The organism is Novosphingobium sp. ST904, assembly GCF_001298105.1.
Lineage (GTDB): Bacteria > Pseudomonadota > Alphaproteobacteria > Sphingomonadales > Sphingomonadaceae > Novosphingobium.
In genome coordinates this window covers 12,753-31,659 of record NZ_LGJH01000130.1, presented here as the reverse complement: position 1 = coordinate 31,659, position 18,907 = coordinate 12,753, and the positions used below count along the sequence as shown (strand labels likewise).

Sequence of the window (18,907 nt, the reverse complement as noted above, 5' to 3'; positions counted from 1 at the left end):
ACGGGCACTTTCCCGGCGCGCGATGATGACGGGGCTGGCGGGAGCATGTCTCCTGCCGGTCGGCCTTCACGCGGGGCGGGCAGCGGACGATGTTCTCGGACCGCTTCCGCCACGGCCTCGGCCAATGGCGGATCGAAGCGGAGGCTCCGGCGCGCGTGTCCGCTACCGGCGGTGTGCTCGATATCGAGGCACCGGCAGGACTGACGCTCTGGTTCCTGCCGCGCCTCGCAGGCCGTATCGCCATCGACTACGAAGCGCAGGCGGTCTCCGAAGGCGGCGCCCATGACCGGGTGAGCGACCTCAACTGCTTCTGGATGGCGCAGGACCGGGCAGCGCCGAAAGGCAACGCACTGGCCCGCCCGCGCACGGGCAGGTTCGAGGACTACGACGACCTCGAAACCTATTATGTCGGCCTCGGCGGAAACGGCAATTCAACCACGCGCTTTCGCCGCTATGTCGGAACGCCCGGCATTCGCCCGCTGCTGCCGCAGAACGACCGGCGCGGCGCGGAGGACATGCTTGTCGGCAACCGCTGGCAGCGCATCCGTCTCACGGCCGACGGCGCGCGGATCGGTTTCTTCCGGGGCGACCGGCAGCTTTTCGCTTTCGACGATCCGGCACCGCTGGCCAGCGGCCACTTCGCGCTGCGCACCACCGCAAGCCATCTCAGAATTCGCGACTTCACCGTTTCCCGCCTCGCTTGAATCCAGGATCCGTCATGCCCTGCTCACGTCGCGCGCTGCTGCGCGCCGGTCTCCTCGGAGGCGCCGCCCTGTCCCTTCCGGGCCGCCTTCTCGCCGCCTCGCCCTTGGCTCCAGATGCGGACTTGCACTGGCTCGATGGCGAGGCACCGGGTTGGGACAGCGGCCAGAGCTTCGGCGTTCCCTGGCCGCGCGGGGTCTTGCGCCAGGTCGGAAACCTCGCCGCGCAAGCGAATGAAGGCGCCGCGCTGCCGGTGCAAAGCTGGCCGCTCGCCTATTGGCCGGACGGTTCGATCAAGTGGAGCGGCCATGCGCTTGGCGGCGGTGCAGCGCCCCGGACCGTGAAGATCTCCCCCGGACGCCCCGCTGCACCGGTCGAGAAAGTCACCGTCAGGGAACAGGGCGAAACCATCGCCGTGCAGGTCGGCCCGACATGCTGGCGCGTGCCGCGTCAGGGCAGCGCGGTCATCGCCTCGGCCGAGCGCGACGGCCGCGTGCTCCTGCGCGATGTCGCGTTGGTCGCCCGCGCGCAGGATGCGGCCTCGGGCGAGGAGGCAGACACCCTTACCCAGCGCCATTTCACCAGCCGCATAGGCAGCGTGACCATCGAGCAATCCGGCCCGGTCCGCGCCGTGCTCAAGGTCGAGGGCAGCCATGCCGGCGAGGAAGGCGCCTGGCTGCCGTTCAGCCTGAGGCTCTACTTCACCAGCGGCAGCGACGCCGTGCGGATCGTGCACAGCTTCATCTGGGACGGCGACGCCGATCGCGACTTCCTCTCGGGGCTTGGCGTGCAGGCCCGCGTTCCGATGCGCGGCGCGCTGCATGACCGGCACGTCCGCCTCGCCACCGAAAAGAACCTGTTCGCCGAAGCCGTGCGCCCGCTGACCGGACTGCGCCGCGATCCGGGCGAGGATTTCCGACAAGCGCAGATCGACGGCCGCGCCGCACCGGGTATCTCGGCGCTGCCGGAAAAGTTCGCGCCGCTCCTCGACAGCATTCCCGCCTGGGGCGATTTCCGGCTGTTTCAGGGTACGTCCGAGGGGTTCGTCGTGACCAAGCGCACCCGCAAGGGGCGCGCGCCGATCCAGTCTCTCGAAGGGCGCCGGGCGCGGGGGCTCGCCTATGTCGGTTCGCCGCAGGGCGGCGCGGCGATCGGCATGGCGGACTTCTGGAAGCGTCATCCGGTCCAGCTCGACATTGCCGGGGCTGCCGGAGACGAAGCCGAACTCACCGCATGGCTCTGGGCGCCCGATGCTCCGGCGCTGGACATGCGCTCCTATCGCGACGTGCTGGGCATGACCGATTACCCCGCGCAGAACCGCGGCCTCGACGTGACCTACGAGGACTACGAGCCGGGCTGGGATTGCGCCAAGGGCATCGCGCGGACCAACGAACTCTGGCTCTGGGCGCTGCCCGCCACACCCGATACCGCAACGCTGGAAAGCTACGCCGCCCACGTCGCCCGCCCGCCGCGCCTCCTGGCGAGCCCCGCGCAGATCCGGGCTGCCGGGGTCTTCGGAGACTGGGCTCTACCCGCGATCACCGGCCCGGCAGCGGCGGACGTGGAACGTCAGAACGACCTGCTGCTCGGCCATTACCAGGGCGAGATCGAGCGGCGCCATTGGTACGGCTTCTGGAACCACGGCGACGTCATGCATACTTACGATGCCGACCGGCATCAGTGGCGCTACGACATCGGCGGCTATGCCTGGGACAACAGCGAACTCTCGACCGACCTGTGGCTCTGGTACAGCTACTTGCGCACCGGCCGCGCCGGTCTTTTCCGCATGGCCGAGGCGATGACCCGCCACACCGGAGAGGTCGACGTCTACCACATGGGCCCCTGGGCAGGGCTCGGCACCCGCCACGGCGTCCAGCACTGGAGCGACAGTTCCAAGCAGCCGCGCGTTTCCAATGCCGCCTATCGCCGGATCTATTATTACCTCACGGGCGACGAACGCGTGGGTGACCTCATGCGCGCGCTGGTCCATTCCGACCGGGCGCTTCAGAAAGTCGATATCGGCCGCAAGGTCGCCGACCGTGCGCCGGAATCTCTGCCGCCCGGCGGCATCGCCGCGGTCACGAAGCCGAAGGACCTGCCCGACGGCGTGATCCAGCTACAGTTCGGCACGAGCTGGGGCAGTCTTGTCGCGGCATGGTTCACCGAATGGGAGCGCACCGGCGAGCGCCGCTGGCGCGACCGCATCGTCGCCGGGATGGACAGCATCGCCGCCCTGCCACGTCAATGGTGGGCGGGCGGCGCCAACTTCGACCTCGCCAGCGGCCGCTTCGTCTCGGGCGGCGACCAGATCAGCGTCAGCCACCTCAATGCGGTGTTCGGCGTGGTGGAGATCATGGCCGAAGTGCTCCCGCTGGTAGATACCCCCCGCTACCGCGCCGCCTGGATCGACTACTGCGCCTGGTACAATGCCCCCGCCGCTGACTGGGAGCGCCGCTTCGGCGAACCTCCGCGCGGGCACAACTTGCGCCAGGCCCACTCGCGCCTCACCGCCTATGCGGCCCATGCATTGGGCGACAGGGCACTGGCAAGACGCGCCTGGGCAGAGTTCCACGACCGGGATCTGCCCGCCGATCTGGCAGCGCACAATGTCGCGGAAGGGCAAGTGGAAATCCCCGGCCTCTCGACCAACAGCGCGGCCCAGTGGGGCCTTGCCGCAATCCAGAATCTCGCACTCCTGCCCGGCGACGTGCTGGTGGAATGAGAACCTGCCGCCTATCCCGAAGCTCTTGCAACGGAGCGGATTAGCGGACACGGTCGGCCCCAAGTCAGGAGACGCCGTATCACCTTGCCGAATTCGACCGCGCCGCAGACGTTTGACCTGCTGATCGTCGGTGGCGGCGTGAACGGCGCGGGCATCGCTCGCGATGCGGCGGGCCGCGGGCTCTCGGTGATGCTGGTCGAGCAGGACGATCTGGCCGGTCACACGTCCTCCGCATCGACCAAGCTGATACATGGCGGCCTGCGCTACCTGGAATATGGCGAATTCCGTCTGGTTCGCGAAGCTTTGATAGAGCGCGAGCGGCTGCTGGGAATGGCGCCGCATATCATTCGCCCGCTGCGCTTCGTATTGCCGCAGTCGCAGTCGCCTCGCCCGGCGTGGTTGGTGCGCCTTGGCCTGTTCCTCTACGATCATCTCGGTGCCCGGGGAAAGCTTCCCGGCACCGAAAGCGTTGACCTCTCCCGCTCTCCGTTAGGCAGCGGCCTGAAGCCCGATCCCGGCAGGGCATTCGTCTATTCGGACTGCTGGGTGGACGACAGCCGCCTCGTCGTCCTGAATGCCATGGACGCCGCCGCGCGCGGTGCCCGAATTCTTACCCGCACCCGTCTCGCCTCGGCAAGGGCCGAGGGCAATCACTGGCTGGCGACGCTCGAACAGGACGGGCAAGAGCGGCAAGTTCGGGCCAGAACGCTGATCAACGCGGCCGGGCCATGGGTGAAGGACGTTCTGCACCGGATCGGTAAAGACAACAGCGATCGCGGCCTGCGCCTCGTGAAGGGTAGCCATGTAGTCCTGCCGCGCCTCTACCCGGGCGAACACGCCTTCATGCTCCAGAACCCGGATCGCCGGATCGTTTTCGCCATTCCCTACGAGGACGAATTCACCCTTGTCGGCACGACCGACGAAGCATGGGAAGGGCCGCCGGCCAAGGCCGAAATCAGCGCCGGGGAGATCCGGTACTTGTGCGACACGGTCAACCGCTACTTCGATCGCCGCGTCACGAGCGCCGACATCGCGTGGAGTTACGCCGGCATCCGGCCGCTCTACGAAGACCATGCCCGCAACGCCTCTGCGGTTACCCGCGACTATGTCCTCGATCTGGAGGCGAACGGTAACCACCCGCCCGTGCTCAGCATCTTCGGCGGGAAGATCACGACCTATCGCAAGCTCGCCGAGCACGCGATGGCGCAGCTATCCGGCCTTTTCCCCGAAATGGGAGGTGCATGGACCGCCGGGACGGTGCTGCCCGGCGGTGATTTCCCAGATGCCGATTTCGAGCGGTTCCTGTCCGATCTGACGGCCCGTTATCCCCTGATGCCGGCGCTCCTGCTTCATCGCATCGCCCGCGCCTACGGCACGAAAGCTACCGCCTGGCTCGGGCCAGCCCGCGTCCCCGGCGACCTTGGCCGGGATTTCGGCGGCGGGCTCCATGAATGCGAAGCCGAGTATCTCGTGCGCGAGGAATGGGCGCGGACGGCCGAAGACATTCTCTTGCGCCGCAGCAAGCTTGGCCTTCACGTGCCACGGGAAACCTCCGACCTGCTGGATGCCTGGCTGGCCAAGCAGTGCAGCCAATGTCCATAGAAACCTTCATCGCCCATTTCGGACTGCTGGCGGTAGGGCTGGGCGCTGCCGCGGAAGGTGAAACCGCATTGATGACGGGCGGGCTGCTCGCGCATCAAGGGCTTCTGCCGATCGGCGGAGTGATGGCGGCCGGAGCAATCGGCTCCTTCCTTGCCGATGAGATTTTCTTCTTCCTCGGCCGGCATTTCCGCGCCCGGCCAGCCGTACGCGCGCTGTCGGAGAAGCCAGCATTTGCGCGTGCGCTCGCGCTGCTCGAGCGGCACCCGGTGGGCTTCATCCTGGCCTTTCGCTTCCTCTACGGGCTGAGAACCGTGAGCCCCATCGCTATCGGCACCTCGTCCATTCCCGCACGCCGCTTCATCGTCCTGAATGCGCTGGCCGCAACGGTATGGGGCATCGTCATTGCAGCTATCGGCTATACCTTCGGGCAGGCGATAGAAATGGCGTTTTGGAAAGCTGGGTCGCATCGAACATGTCGCCATAGCCGCAGCGGGGCTGGCGGTCCTTGCTGCCGGCACGATCGTTCTCGTGCGGCGCCGCCTTGCCCGAGTTGCGAAGGCGGCGGACTGAACCGCCATGCCTGAATGCGGATCGCCCGCCCTGCCTGATCGGGAGAGAGCGGGCGATCCGCAACAGATACCGAAAATTCCGGCTCAGGTCAGAGCTTGGCCTGCACACCGATGAACATGCGGCGACCGGGATAGTAGAGATCCACCGGCATATCCTTGTTGATGTAGACCTTCGAGTATTCCTTGTTGATGTTCTGCATCTCGAAGAAAACGTTGAAGTGATACTTCGGGAACCGTAGCGTTACCTTGCCATCGAGATAGCCTTCCGCCTTGCGGTACAAGGGGTTATTGCCATTCGCCGCATCCAGCACGGTGCTCAGCCACTTGGAGCGATAGTTGTAGCTGAGGCGTGCGTTCAGGAAGCCCTTGTCGTAGAACACGCTGGCATTGTAGGTGTACTTCGAAAGCCCCGGATATTCCTTCAGTTCCTGACCCGTCGCGCTGTTCGTCAGGTTCGTGCGGATTGCGCGGGCATACGTCATGTTGCCGGTCAGGCCGAGCCCGTCGAAGGGCTGTGGCAGGAAGGTAAACACGGTCTGGCCGCTTACCTCGATCCCGTCGAGCAGCGCGCCGTAGCCGTTTACCGCCTGACGCACCGTATAGGTGATGCCGTCGTGGAACAGGTCCACGCCGCTGCGCACCACGTTCGGGATGACGAAGCTGGATTCGTACTTCTTGTAGTAGCCGAGGCTGATCATGGTATCGGCGTTGGGATACCACGCCAGGTTCACTTCCCATTGATCGGCGCGATAGGGCTTGAGGTCTGGATTGCCTGCGGTGCAGACATCCTCGGCGCCGGTCAGTGTCTGGTCGTCGAGGCAGTTGATGTTCGGCACCAGATCCGTCGGCCGCGGACGCGCCAGGTTCTTGGCGTAGTTGGCGCGGAGCGACAGGTCCGGCGTAATCGCCAAGTTGGCGTTGAAGGCAGGCAGGAAGTCCGTGTAAGTATTGGAAATACGCGCTTCCTGGGCTGCGATAACCACGGTTTCGGTGCCGCCGGTCGCCGTCGTGCGCGTCACGCGCGAGATGTTGGTGCCTAGCCCCTGATCCTTGGTCTGCGTCCACCGCAAGCCGGCATTGCCCGTCAGGCGCATGCCGAAGATCTCGGTGTCGATATCCGCCATGATGTAACCGGCGTAGACCGTCTCCTTGATGAGATAGGCCGGAATCTGCGAGAGGCCGTCCGCATTGCGCACCAGATCCTGGTCGAAGCCGGAGAGGTCGTAATACTGCGACAGCACATCGGCATCGAAATTCGGGAACGCGATGTTGGAGGGAATGCCGGAAGGCGCATTCTTGAGGCCGCTGAACAGCGGAGCCCCGCCCAGCGTGCCGCCGACTGCGGAAATCAGCGACTGATACTGCGCCGGGGTCAGATACCAGGTGTTGCCGTTGCGGATCTGGGCGGGATTGTCCTGGATCTGGGTCGTATAGGACACGTTGGCGCTCTGCTGGTAGGTCAGGGTCGCCGGGTCGATAAGACGGGTGCCGCCGCCGTTATAGCTGACGTACTTCTGCTTGCGGAACTGTCCGCCGAACTCGAACTTGCTGACGATCGGGTGATCGATTTCCCAGTCCGCATCGAACTTGAGCTGGTCCTCGGTATTGCTTGCCTGCGAAGGCCGATACTGCAGCGCCGGGCCGTAGACCGGCAGGACCTGCCCGTTGGCGCCCGTCCGCGTGAAGTCCGAATAGACGGCCGGATCGGCGGGATCGAACTCCGACGGGAAAGTGAAGACCGGGATTCCCTGCTCGTTGTTGCGATCGACGGTGATGCCGGCAACGCTGGTGCCAAGCGAGATCAGGTTGCTTTCCGACACGGTGGTCGCCTTGGCGTGCGAGCCCATGAAATCGATATGCAGGCGGTTCAGGTCCCAGCGGAAACCACCAGTGAAGTACTTTGAATCCTGATCGTAGCTGAAATCGCGGCGCTGCACGCCGACGATATTCGCAGCGCCGTTCCAGTTGGGCACGGCCACCGTGCCGATGTTCACGGCATTCAGCGCGGTCTGCACACTGGTAACGACATGGTTCTCATTGACCGTCGAAGTACCGAGCTGGACCTGGCGGCGCGAAGTTCCGCCGTTTGCGCCCGCCGGCAATGCCGGATCGAGGTTGAATCGCTCGACACGGGTCAGGTCGACGGAATAATTGGTATCCTGCAGGTTCTGGTTGCGCTTGTTGATCTGCACCTGGCCATAGGCCCGGAAGTTCGGAGCGATCTGGTATTGCAGCGCGAGATCGCCGGAAATGCGCTTGTCATTGCGAACCCAGCTACGATAGCGCGGAACCGTTGGTGCCCAGTCGAAGAACTGGGTTTCGCAAGCCAGCCGGTTGGCGGTCGCCGCCGAAGTGGTCACCCCGCCTACGCCGGCGCAGCTCTCGTAAGTGTTGTAGTTGGCGTAAAGCGGGTTCGCGACGGTCTTTTCGGTCGAATGATCGAAGTCGGCAAGGCGCGACCAGTTGGTATTGCTGATATAATCCTGCCGGGTATCCACGTCACTGTAAGTGACGTTCACCAGCACGCCGAGGCCGTCGATCAGGAATTTCGGTGTGCCGGCCACGAAGGTCATGCGCGGCTTCCAGGTCTCCGCCGTATCGAGGTTCTGGTATGAAACCACCCCCGTCATCAGCGGGGCCTTCAGGTCGAGCGGCTTGCGCGTCTCCACGCGCACGGTGCCGCCGATGCCGCCCTCGGTAAGGTCGGCCGCATAGCCCTTGTAGACGTCGATCGACTTGACCAGTTCGGTCGCCAGTTCGCGGAAGTCACCCGCGCGGCTGCCGGTGGCGCTGACCTGGCTGACGCCGTTGATTTCCACGCGGTTGAGGTCCGGCTCGACACCTCGGATCGAGACTGCCGTTCCCTCGCCGAAATCGCGGGTAAGCTGGACGCCGGTGATGCGGGCCAGCGAATCTCCGATGTTCTTGTCAGGGAAGCTGGCGATATCGTCCGCCACAATGGAATCGACGATGGTACTCGCTTCGCGCTTGCGGTTGGTTGCCGATTGCAGCGAGGCCCGCGTACCGACGACGACGATGTCGTTGGCGGTAGTGATGATCTTTTCCGCCGTCTTGTCGTCTATCGGCTTCTTGGCCGGTTCTTCGGCAACAGCGCCCTGATCTTCGGAACTAGTCTGAGCATATGCGGGGAGGGAAACGCCGAGGGTTCCTGCCAGAGCCAGTCCGGAAACGCCTCTCAAGGCATGGCCGGTGAACTTCGATGTGCGCGAAATCCTCGTATTTCCAACGGCATGCTTACGCATATCCAATCCCCTCTTTTACCCCTGTCGATCTTGTCTGTTCCGGTTTTCCGGTCGCTGATCGAATCAGTTTCTAGACGGACACTTATTGAACCGATATGTGGGATGCAATGCTATAATTTGGACCACGATGGTTCCAAACCCGGAGGATGTTGCAAATGGCGGCCAAAATCCGCGCACTGAACCTGATGATCGGGCTTGTTTGCCTCGCAGCGGAAACCGGCCCCGCGCTCGGCGCGAATCCGCCCGGCCGCCTTGCCGCCGAACGGTTGGACCGGGGGGCCGTCGCTCTCCCCGCAAAGGACGGTGGAATCCTTGTAAACTGGCGATTTCTTGCCGACGATCCGCAGGATTCCCGCTTCCGCGTGCTGCGTGACGGCAAGCAGATTCACCTCACGAAAGCCGGCGCGGCAACAACATTCGTCGATGCCCACGGCACGCCGCAAAGCAGCTATTCAGTGGAGCGCATCGGTGATCGCGCGGGCCCGCAGCGTGCCATGATGTGGGACAAGGGCTATCTGTCGATCCCGCTCGTTCCCCCTGCCGACGGTGTAACTCCGGCCGGAGAAGCCTTTTCCTATACCGCCAACGATGCGAGCGTGGGCGATCTCGATGGAGACGGCCAGTATGAGGTCGTGCTCAAGTGGGACCCCACTAACAGCCACGACAATGCCCACACCGGCTATACCGGCAGCGTTTTCCTTGACGCCTATCGCCTCGACGGCACCCGGCTCTGGCGCATCGACCTCGGCCGGAACATTCGCGCCGGAGCGCACTATACCCAGTTCCTCGTCTTCGATTTCGATGGGGACGGCCGCGCCGAAGTGGCGATGAAAACCGCCGACGGCACCGTGGACGGCACGGGCAAGGTCATGGGCGACGCCAGGGCGGACTGGCGCAGCAGCGGCGGCGAAGTGCCGCAGCAGGACCGCACCGGGGCCAAAGTGCTGGCCGATGGCACCAAGGTCGCGCCGATGCAGGGGCGGATCGTCAAAGGCCCGGAATTCCTGACCGTTTTCGAAGGCGCAACCGGCAAGGCGCTGGCTACTGCACCTTACGATCCCCCGCGCTATCCGGGCGGCAATCCGACGCCGGAACAGCTCGCTGCCGCATGGGGAGATGGCTACGCCAACCGTTCCGACCGCTTTCTTGCCGGCGTCGCCTATCTCGACGGGCACTTGCCGAGCATGGTGTTCGGACGCGGCTACTACGCCCGCACCGCGATTGCCGCCTGGGACTGGCGCGGCGGCAAACTGACCCAGCGCTGGCTGTTCGACAGTTCCGCTCCGGGCAACGGTGACTACGCCGGGCGCGGCAATCATCAGCTTTCCATCGCCGACGTCGACGAAGATGGGCGCGAAGAGGTGATCTACGGCTCGATGGCGATCGATGATGACGGCAAGGGCCTCTGGACCCGGCCGCTGTACCACGGCGACACGATGCATGTCGGCGACCTCGACCCGGCGCGTCCCGGGCTCGAGAAGTTCGGCGTCTTCGAGGATATCCGCAGCAATGGCGGGCTTGGCTCCGCCCTGCTCGACGCGCGGACCGGCGAAGTGCTCTGGACCACGCCGGCCGAACAGGACACCGGGCGCGGTGTCGCCGCCGACATCGATCCCCGGCATTACGGCGCGGAGTTCTGGGGCTCAAACTCGGACCGTCTTTTCGACACCAAGGGCCAGCCGATCGGCCCACGCCCGCGCCAGATGAATTTCGCGATCTGGTGGGATGGCGACCTGCTGCGCGAACTGCTGGACGGCACCACCATTTCCAAATGGGACTGGGAGCGCGGCGTGGCGACACCGATTCTCGCCCCTGAAGGGCTTGCATCGAACAACGGCACCAAGGCGAACCCGGCACTCCAGGCCGATCTCATCGGCGACTGGCGCGAGGAAGTGATCTGGCGCCGCGCCGACAACCGCGAACTGCGCATCTACACGACGCCTTATCCGACGATGCACCGCTTCGTCGCACTGATGCAGGACCCCGTCTATCGTGCGGGCGTGGCATGGCAGAACACGGCCTATAACCAGCCGCCACACACCGGTTTCTACCTCGGTGCGCCGCCGCCGGGTAAATGACCCCGAAATTCCAGCGGCGAGGCGAGGCTAGCCTCGCCGCTGTTCGTACCGATCGATCGCCAGCCCCGCCGGGATCAGGCCAAGGGTCAGTACGGCCAGCAGCCCGAACGCCAGCCACCAGCCCTCGGGCCATCCCTGAAGCCACCCGATGAGGACCGGCCCCAGCGCCGCAAAGCAATAGCCCGCGCTTTGAACTTTCGTGGAAATCCTGCGGTTCTCGTCCAGGGTGCGGGAGAACTTCATGATCATCATGAAAATGAGCACAAACGTGCCTCCATGCGCGATACTGCCGATCGGCGACCACAACATCCACTGGCTGGGCGCTGCCACGATCCACAGCGGCGTCACCGTCCAGACCGCCCCCATCAGCACAAGCAACCGCCCCAATGAAACGCGCCGCGCCAGCACCGGAATGCCCAGCGAGCCGGTAAGCGAGAGAATCTGGAACGAGGATGCCACCACTCCCGCCTGCGTGCCGCTCATTCCGCCGGCCGTTTTCAGGAAGGTCGGCAGCCAGGCGGTAAGGCCGTAATAAGCGAAGATATGGATCGCGAATGCCGCGATCATGAGCCAGACGACCATGGCGGGCATCGCGCTTTCAGGAGCGGCTTGCGATTTCGATGCGTCACTTGCATCGGGCTCGACATGCTCCGCCAGGCGCCCCTGCCGGTCGATCAGCCACCGCGATGCCAAAGCCAGCAGCGTCAGCCAGACCCACCCGGCAAGCGCGATCTGCCAGCCTCCCCATGCAGCAATCGGTGCGGTAAAGCCCAGTGTCAGCATCGCGCCCAGATTGAGCGATACGGTGTAGAACCCGGTAACCCCGTTCACATTGCGCCGGAAATCGCGCGCGATCAGCATCAGCGAAACGATGTTGCCCATTGCGATGCAGACACCGATCACCAGCGTTCCGCCAAACATGCCGATGATACCGGTATAGGGCCGGATCACTGTCGCCGCAGCCACGCCGATCAGTACGAGTCGAATCGACCGGTCGATGCCCATACGCCCGATCAAGGGCGACATCAGCGGCGGCAGCAAGCCGAAGCACAGCACCGGAATGCTGGTCAGCAGTCCCGCGCCTACGCTGCCCAGTCCGAGACTGGCGCGAAGCTCGCCAAGAACCGGCTGGATCGCTGTCAACGGGCTGCGCAAGTTGCAACCCAGAACGATCAGGGCAAGCAGAGGAAACCAGACCGGCAAAGAGCGCTTCGGCACCGCTGTGCCGGGCTCGTGCATTCGCGAAAGAGGCATGAAGCGGGCATGGCGGCGCGCGGCGTGGTTGGCAATCCTCGAAAACAGATCGGCTGCGACCAAGTCGTGCGACACTTATTTTTCTTCAGTCCGGCGTTGACGGTTAAACCCACATGATGAAATACCATCCCACATAAGATACCCGATCGGGAAGGGAGAGAACATGAGCAAGCTGGTCTGGAGCCGCCGCGAGATGTTGGCGCAAAGCCTGGCATCATCCGCCGTTGTCGGTTCGATGGCGCTCACGGCCGGGCGCGTCGAAGCTGCACCGCTCGCCACGAAAGAGCCGTTGGGCTCCCGCATTTCCCCGGGTGACGACGTGGTCTGGCTCGACGGCGGCGCTCCCTCCGCGCACGAGGGCCAGTCCTGGGGCCAACCCTGGCCGCGCGGCACCCGGCTCGACAAGCGCGGCTATATTCTCGAAGCCGCAGGCGGCAAGCGCGAGGCGGTGCAGACCTGGCCAATGGCCTGGTGGCCGGACGGCTCTATCAAGTGGACCGGACATGCGACCGCCGCCAATGGGGCCCGCACCGGCTCGCTGCGCGTCGTTCCCGGCACTGCCAAACCGGAGCAGACGCTCTCCGTGCATGAGGCGGGCGATGCGATCACTGTCACCGTGGGCCAGACCGTCTGGACCGTCGGCAAATCCGGCGAGGCCCTGATCCGCTCGGCGCGGGTGGGGGCGAGCGAAGTGCTGCAATCGGTACGCCTGCTCGCCAGCGCGCAGGACCGCCCCGATGACGAGGACGGCGCTCCCACACTCGCCCGCTGGACCAGCGCCATCGAAAGCGCCACGGTAGAACAGAGCGGCCCGATCCGCGCGGTCATCAAGCTCGACGGACGCCATCGCGGCCAAATGGGCGACGGGCCTGGAGACTGGATGCCCTTCTCTGTCCGCCTCTATTTCCACACCGGCTCGGACAGTGTGCGGCTGGTCCATTCGATGATATTCGATGGCGATCCCGCCAGGCGCTTCATTCGCGGGCTGGGCCTCGAAGGCGCGGTGCCGATGCGCGACATGTTGCACGATCGCCACGTTCGTTTTGCGGGCGAGAATGGCGGCCTCTGGGGCGAGGCCGTGCGCCCGCTGACCGGCCTGCGCCGCGATCCGGGCAAGGCCTTCCGCGATGCGCAAGTGGCTGGACAGGCCACGCCCCCGCTCGACCAGATGGGCGCGGCGGTGCGCCAGAACATCGAATACATTCCCGCATGGGGCGATTTCCGCCTGCGTCAGCCCAATTCGGACGGCTTTTCCATCGTCAAGCGCACCAAGCCGGGCTGCGGCTGGATCGACGTCGATACTGCAGGCCGCGCGCCGGGATTCGGCTATATCGGCGGTCCATCGGGCGGCGTCGGCTTCGGGATGCACGACTTCTGGCAGCGCTGCCCGGTCGGCCTCGACATCTCGGATGCGGCGGGCGACACCGCCCGCTTCACCGTCTGGTATCACGCCCCCGATGCCCCGGCGATGGACCTGCGCTTCTATCACGACGTCATGGGTATGGAGAGCTTCGAGGCGCAGAACCGCGGGCTCGACGTGACTTACGAGGATTACGAACCGGGCTGGGGAGATGCCTCGGGCATCGCCCGCACCACCGAATTCCGCATCTGGGCCCTGCCCGCCACGCCGCCGCGCGAACGTCTGGCCGAGATGGGCAAGGGCCTTGCCACACCGCCGCGTCTGGTCGCCAATGTCGCGCGAGTCCATTCCGCCGGGCTATTCGGCCCGTGGAGTCCGATGGCTGCCGGCGGCCCGCTGCGCGGAAAGATCGAGGCGCGGGCGAAACAGGAACTCGATTTCTACATCGGGCAAGTGGATCAGCGCCGCTGGTACGGCTTCTGGAACTACGGCGACGTCATGCACAGCTATGACAACGACCGGCACGTCTGGCGCTACGACATCGGCGGTTTCGCGTGGGACAACAGCGAACTCTCGACCGACATGTGGCTGTGGTACGGCTTCCTGCGCACGGGTCGCGCCGACGTGTTCCGCCTCGCCGAAGCGATGACGCGCCACACCGGCGAGGTGGACGTCTATCACTCCGGCCGCTTCAAGGGCCTGGGCACGCGCCACGGGGTGCAGCACTGGGCGGACAGTTCGAAGCAGCCGCGCATCTCCAACGCCGCCTATCGCCGTTTCTATTATTATCTCACCACCGATGAGCGTTGCGGCGACCTGATGCGCGGTCTGGTGGACAGCGATCATGCGCTGAAAACGGTCGATATCGGCCGCAAGGTCCTCCACCGGGCAGGACCGCTCGCCGGAACCGGCGCGGTAGTGGCCGACCAGCCGCTGCCCGATGGCCAGATCTTCATGCAGTTCGGCACGGTGTGGGGCTCGCTGCTGGGCGCTTGGCTCACCGAATGGGAACGCACGCGAGACACCAGATGGCGCGACCGCATCGTTGCCGGAATGCGCTCCATCGCCGCCCTGCGCAAGGGCTGGCTGGCAGGCGGCGGTGCCTTCGACCTTGCCTCGGGCCGCTTCGTTGGCGGCGGAAGCGAAGTGAACATGAGCCACCTCAACGGCGTGTTCGGCGTGTTCGAGATCACTGCCGAACTGCTGGAACTGCTGGACGAACCGGCGTTCCGCAAGACCTGGCTCGAATATTGCGAACTCTACAACGCGCCGGAGGCGGAATTCCGCGCGCGCACCGGTGCATCGGGCAAGGGCCGCGCGCTGACGCAGGCGCATTCGCGCTACACCGCCTATGCCGGTGTGCAACTCGGCAAGCCGGACCTCGTCAAGCGCGCCTGGGGCGAGTTCTTCGGCGCAGGCGACCGCGAAGGGCGCGACCAGTCGCGCGGCGCGAACAAGGTGGCGGGCGCTGCCGTGCTCAAGCCGGTGGACGAAATCGCCGAAGTCTCCACCAACGATGCCGCGCAGTGGGGCATCGCCGCGACCGTGAACCTGACGCTGATCGGGGATGCGCTGGAGTGAAGTGTCTCGCTGCCGCCCTCATACTTGTGTCGCTGTCGGCAGCGACGAACCCGCTAACGGACGACTTCCGCCATGGCCTCTCGCACTGGCGCGTCGAGGCGGAAGCGCCCCCGCGCATCACCGTGCAGGGCGGCGTGATGGAGATCGATACGCCGGAAGGGCTCTCGGTCTGGTGGGACGAGGAACTGCGCGGCCCCGTCGCCATCGAATACGAGGTCATGGCCGTTTCGGCCGGCGGGCCGAACGATGCGGTGAGCGACGTCAACGCCTTCTGGATGGCCACCGACCCCGCCGCGCGGGACGGATCGCCCCTGGCCCGCCCCCGCAGCGGGGCCTTTGCCGACTACGACACGCTCAAGACTTACTACGTGGGCATCGGCGGCAATCGCAACACGACCACGCGGATGCGCCGCTATGTGGGCGAACCGGGCAATCGTCCGCTGCGGCCCGAGCATGACCGGACCGATCCGGCGGCGCGGCTCGTTGCCAATCGCTGGGTGCCGATGCGCCTTGCCGCCGATGGCGTGACTGTGACGGTGGACTTCGGCGGCAAGCGGCTTTTCACGATGGCCGATACCGCGCCTTATAGCCGAGGCTGGTTCGCCTTGCGCACGACCAGGAGCCACTTGCGCATCCGCAATTTCCGGATCGTTCCGCTCGGGACGGGACGCTGAGGGGCCGCAAGATGCCGCTCCTCAAAGTCCCATCGCTTCAATTCAATCGTCGCTCCCGCATATCACGCCCCATCCGAGGGAATCCGCAGCCCATGCCGGGCCGCGAAACGGGCAAACCGCGTCAACCACAGTCCGGCACGGCCATCCGGCTCGAACAGCGGCGCGCCGTGACCGCCCTTCTCTATAATGTGCAGTTCCGAAGGAACTTTCGCCGCCCTGCAGCCCTCGAACATGGCGAGGCTATTGCCGCAATCGACCACCGCATCGTCGGCGGCATGACCCAGCAGGATCGGCGGCGTGACAGCCGGAACATCGAGGTTCACCGAATAGCGGCGCGACAGGTCGTCGCCCGGGCTCGCTCCCAGCAGTTCCCGGCGCGACTGCCCGTGGGCGAGCGGCGGCACCATGCTGACGACTGGAAAGAACATGCCCGCCACGATCGGCCGCGCGTCCTGCCCATCGGCGGCGTCGGCCGGATCGTAGACTTTGGCCGCAAAGCGCGTCGCGAGGCTGCCGCACAAGTGTCCGCCCGCCGAAAAACCGATGGCGGCGACGTTGGCAGGATCCACCCCCCATTTCGCCGCATGGGCGCGGATCACGCGCATGGCGCGCTGGGCGTCCTGCAGGGGCGTGTCCGGCCCGCCGGCCCAGCCGTCGTGCGGCAGGCGGTAGAGCAGTTCGAACGCGGTCACTCCCTGCCCGGCGAACCAGCGCGCAATCGCGGAGGGCCTGGTTCCCATGGCGACGCGGGCATAACCACCGCCCGGAATGACAAGCACCGCCGCGCCGGTGGGTTTCGCCGCAGGACAGACCGTGAGCATCGGTGTCTCGACATGCGGCCAGGCAAGGTCGTCCGGGTTTGCGGGACCGGAGCGCAGGACGCTTTCCTGTTTCACGCCCGCTTTGGGCAGTCCGGGCGGGAAGCCCGGCCAGATCGGAAAGCGCTCGCCCACGGCGATGCCGCCTTGAGCCGCCGCCATCGCGCGGCCGGACAGCAGCGGCGCAGCGGCCAGCGCAGCCAGATATTGGCCAAGAAACCGGCGGCGATCACTCGACATATTGCACTCTCCTCGGAAGGTCTTTCTATGCATTGGAACATGTTGAAATTCATTCGACTTTTGGACCGCGCGGCATGATCGGCGCTTCGCTGCTCCTGATGGCCGCCGCTCCGGCCGCCGACGTCGCGCCGAAGCCACTGTTCCGCGATCCGGTGCATGACGGCGCTGCAGATCCCAGCACGGTCTACGATCCCGCCACACGCGAATGGGTGATGTTCTACACGAACCGCCGCGCCGACCTGCCGATGGAGGACGAAAAGGACGTGCGCTGGGTCCACGGCACCGCGATCGGCACCGCGCGGTCGAAAGACGGCGTGCACTGGCGCTACGGCGGCACCGCCTCGATCCCCACTAGTTGCACCGGCGAAACGCTGTGGGCGCCGGATATCGAGCGTTTCAACGGTGAGTGGCACATGTGGCTGACGGTCGTACCCGGCGTGTTCCGCGACTGGAACGCCCCGCGCTTCATCGTCCATCTCACCAGCCCGGACCTGAAATCGTGGACATGCGGCCACCGTCTCGATCTCGGTTCGGACAGGGTGATCGACGCCAGTGTCGTCGCGCTGCCGGACGGCGGCTACCGCCTGTTCTTCAATGACGAGCGCATGGGCAAGGCGATCCGCACGGCGGACAGCAAGGATCTCGTCCACTGGAGCGTGAAGGACCGCCTCACCGCGACCCCCGGCGAAGGCCCCAAGGCGTTTCGGTGGAAAGGCCGCTGGTGGCTGGTTTCCGACGCCTGGAAGGGGCTGCTCGTCATGCGCAGCGATGACGGTAAGCAATGGACCACCCAGCCCGGCCACATCCTTGCCACGCCCGGACAGGCACCGACCGACCGCGCCAAGGGCCAGCATCCCGATGTGATCGTCTCGGAGGGCCGTGCCTATATCGTCTACTTCGTGCATCAGGGCGGCGAGGACGAGGTAAAGGCAAACCCCGACTGGAACCGCCGCAGCGTGCTCCAGATCGCGGAACTGAAGGAGAAGGACGGAGTGATCGCCGTGGACCGTGACAGCGCTACCCACGTAAAACTCGTGCCGCCGAAGGAAGCGCGCCGATGAACCCGCTGCTTGACCGCCGCGCGCTCTGCCTGGGCGCGGCGGCACTGGCCGGCTGCGCGACCACGCGCACCGGCACGGTGGAACCGGCAGGTCCGCTGCTCTTCGCCTATTTCAGCACCGGCAAGGGCGAGGCGGACGGGCTGAAACTGGCGGTGAGCGAGGACGGCTTCACCTTCCGCACGCTCGGCGGCGGCAAGCCCTTCCTCGTGCCGCAGGTCGGCGAGAAGAAGCTCCTGCGCGATCCCTTCCTCTGGCGCGGCGAGGGACCGGAAGCGCCCTGGCATTGCATCTGGACCACGGCGTGGGAGGGCGTGACGATAGGCCATGCAACCACGCGCGATTTCGTGAACTGGACACCCCAGCGCGCGATCCCGGTCATGGCCGCCGTTCCCGGCACCCGCAACTGCTGGGCGCCCGAGGCGATCTACGATCCCGCCACGCGCCGCACGGTGATCTTCTGGTCCAGCACCGTGGAAGGCCGCTTTCGCGAAACCGCCGGCACATCCGAAGGCGGCTACAACCACCGGCTCTGGTACACCACCACCGCCGACTTCGAGAGCTTTGCCCCGGCGCAAGTGCTCTATGACCCCGGCTTCAGCGTGATCGACGGTACGTTCTCTCATGCGCCGGACGGCGGACTCTGGCTGGTGGTCAAGGACGAGACCCTGAACCCGCCCCGCAAATGGCTGCGCGCCGCATCCGCGCGCGGGCCTCTCGGACCGTTCGCACCGCTCGGCGAGCCGTTCACGCCGCCTTGGGTGGAAGGCCCGATGACGGCGCAGGCCGGCGCGGAACTGGTCTGCTACTACGATGTCTATCGCGATGGCCGCTGGGGCGCGAAGACCACGCGCGACATGGTGACCTGGCATGACGCCAGCGACCAGCTCGTCATGCCGCAAGGCGCACGTCACGGTTCCCTTGTGCGGATCGACCGCAGGCTGCTCTCCGCGCTCGAAACCTGAACAGACGAATCCTGAACAGAG

The 18,907-nt window shown here is 65.6% G+C and carries 12 protein-coding genes; 9 read left to right on the top strand and 3 right to left on the bottom strand.

Going from position 1 to position 18,907, the window contains the following annotated elements; genetic code table 11:
• The first annotated feature begins 89 nt into the window (after positions 1 to 89).
• The 4 genes from ADT71_RS08175 to ADT71_RS08160 all read left to right on the top strand — a co-directional run bounded on the left by ADT71_RS08175 (position 90) and on the right by ADT71_RS08160 (position 5,610).
• Positions 90 to 704 (top strand): DUF6250 domain-containing protein, encoded by a 615-nt coding sequence (locus tag ADT71_RS08175; protein WP_231635722.1) that lies wholly within the window; start codon positions 90 to 92, stop codon positions 702 to 704.
• 14 nt (positions 705 to 718) lie between these two features.
• Positions 719 to 3,424, top strand: coding sequence for a hypothetical protein (locus ADT71_RS08170; RefSeq protein ID WP_054436144.1), 2,706 nt, complete (start codon positions 719 to 721; stop codon positions 3,422 to 3,424).
• Positions 3,425 to 3,508: 84 nt separating this feature from the next.
• Positions 3,509 to 5,026 carry a glycerol-3-phosphate dehydrogenase gene (locus ADT71_RS08165; RefSeq protein ID WP_197282950.1) on the top strand — a complete coding sequence of 506 codons (1,518 nt, stop codon included), beginning with the start codon at positions 3,509 to 3,511 and terminating at the stop codon, positions 5,024 to 5,026.
• 71 nt (positions 5,027 to 5,097) lie between these two features.
• A complete protein-coding gene (locus tag ADT71_RS08160; RefSeq protein ID WP_231635721.1) occupies positions 5,098 to 5,610 on the top strand; it encodes a DedA family protein in 513 nt (170 codons plus the stop codon).
• A gap of 74 nt (positions 5,611 to 5,684) precedes the next feature.
• On the opposite strand, the gene ADT71_RS08155 is transcribed toward ADT71_RS08160, so the two are convergent.
• Complete coding sequence (locus ADT71_RS08155) at positions 5,685 to 8,858, bottom strand: TonB-dependent receptor (RefSeq protein WP_082370222.1); 3,174 nt, start codon at positions 8,856 to 8,858, stop codon at positions 5,685 to 5,687.
• Between the two features lie 155 nt (positions 8,859 to 9,013).
• Between ADT71_RS08155 and ADT71_RS08150 the strand changes: the two genes are divergently transcribed.
• Positions 9,014 to 10,936, top strand: coding sequence for a rhamnogalacturonan lyase (locus ADT71_RS08150; protein WP_255351617.1), 1,923 nt, complete (start codon positions 9,014 to 9,016; stop codon positions 10,934 to 10,936).
• Between the two features lie 27 nt (positions 10,937 to 10,963).
• On the opposite strand, the gene ADT71_RS08145 is transcribed toward ADT71_RS08150, so the two are convergent.
• Positions 10,964 to 12,265: a CynX/NimT family MFS transporter gene (locus tag ADT71_RS08145; protein ID WP_054436140.1), complete on the bottom strand. Its 1,302-nt coding sequence runs from the start codon at positions 12,263 to 12,265 to the stop codon at positions 10,964 to 10,966.
• 88 nt (positions 12,266 to 12,353) lie between these two features.
• Between ADT71_RS08145 and ADT71_RS08140 the strand changes: the two genes are divergently transcribed.
• Entirely contained in the window at positions 12,354 to 15,131 is a 2,778-nt protein-coding gene (locus ADT71_RS08140) for a hypothetical protein (RefSeq protein ID WP_054436139.1), read from the top strand.
• Complete coding sequence (locus ADT71_RS08135; protein ID WP_054436137.1) at positions 15,128 to 15,805, top strand: DUF6250 domain-containing protein; 678 nt, start codon at positions 15,128 to 15,130, stop codon at positions 15,803 to 15,805. Before ADT71_RS08140 ends, ADT71_RS08135 begins: the two co-directional genes overlap by 4 nt.
• A 62-nt stretch (positions 15,806 to 15,867) precedes the next feature.
• On the opposite strand, the gene ADT71_RS08130 is transcribed toward ADT71_RS08135, so the two are convergent.
• Entirely contained in the window at positions 15,868 to 16,863 is a 996-nt protein-coding gene (locus ADT71_RS08130) for an alpha/beta hydrolase (protein WP_054436135.1), read from the bottom strand.
• Between the two features lie 74 nt (positions 16,864 to 16,937).
• Here ADT71_RS08130 and ADT71_RS08125 point away from each other — a divergent pair, with 74 nt between their 5' ends.
• Together ADT71_RS08125 and ADT71_RS08120 are read left to right on the top strand one after the other, a co-directional pair.
• On the top strand, positions 16,938 to 17,924 hold the full coding sequence (locus ADT71_RS08125) for a family 43 glycosylhydrolase (RefSeq protein ID WP_054436133.1): 987 nt from the start codon (positions 16,938 to 16,940) through the stop codon (positions 17,922 to 17,924).
• Positions 17,921 to 18,886: a glycoside hydrolase family 43 protein gene (locus ADT71_RS08120; RefSeq protein WP_054436132.1), complete on the top strand. Its 966-nt coding sequence runs from the start codon at positions 17,921 to 17,923 to the stop codon at positions 18,884 to 18,886. Before ADT71_RS08125 ends, ADT71_RS08120 begins: the two co-directional genes overlap by 4 nt.
• Positions 18,887 to 18,907: the final 21 nt, after the last annotated feature.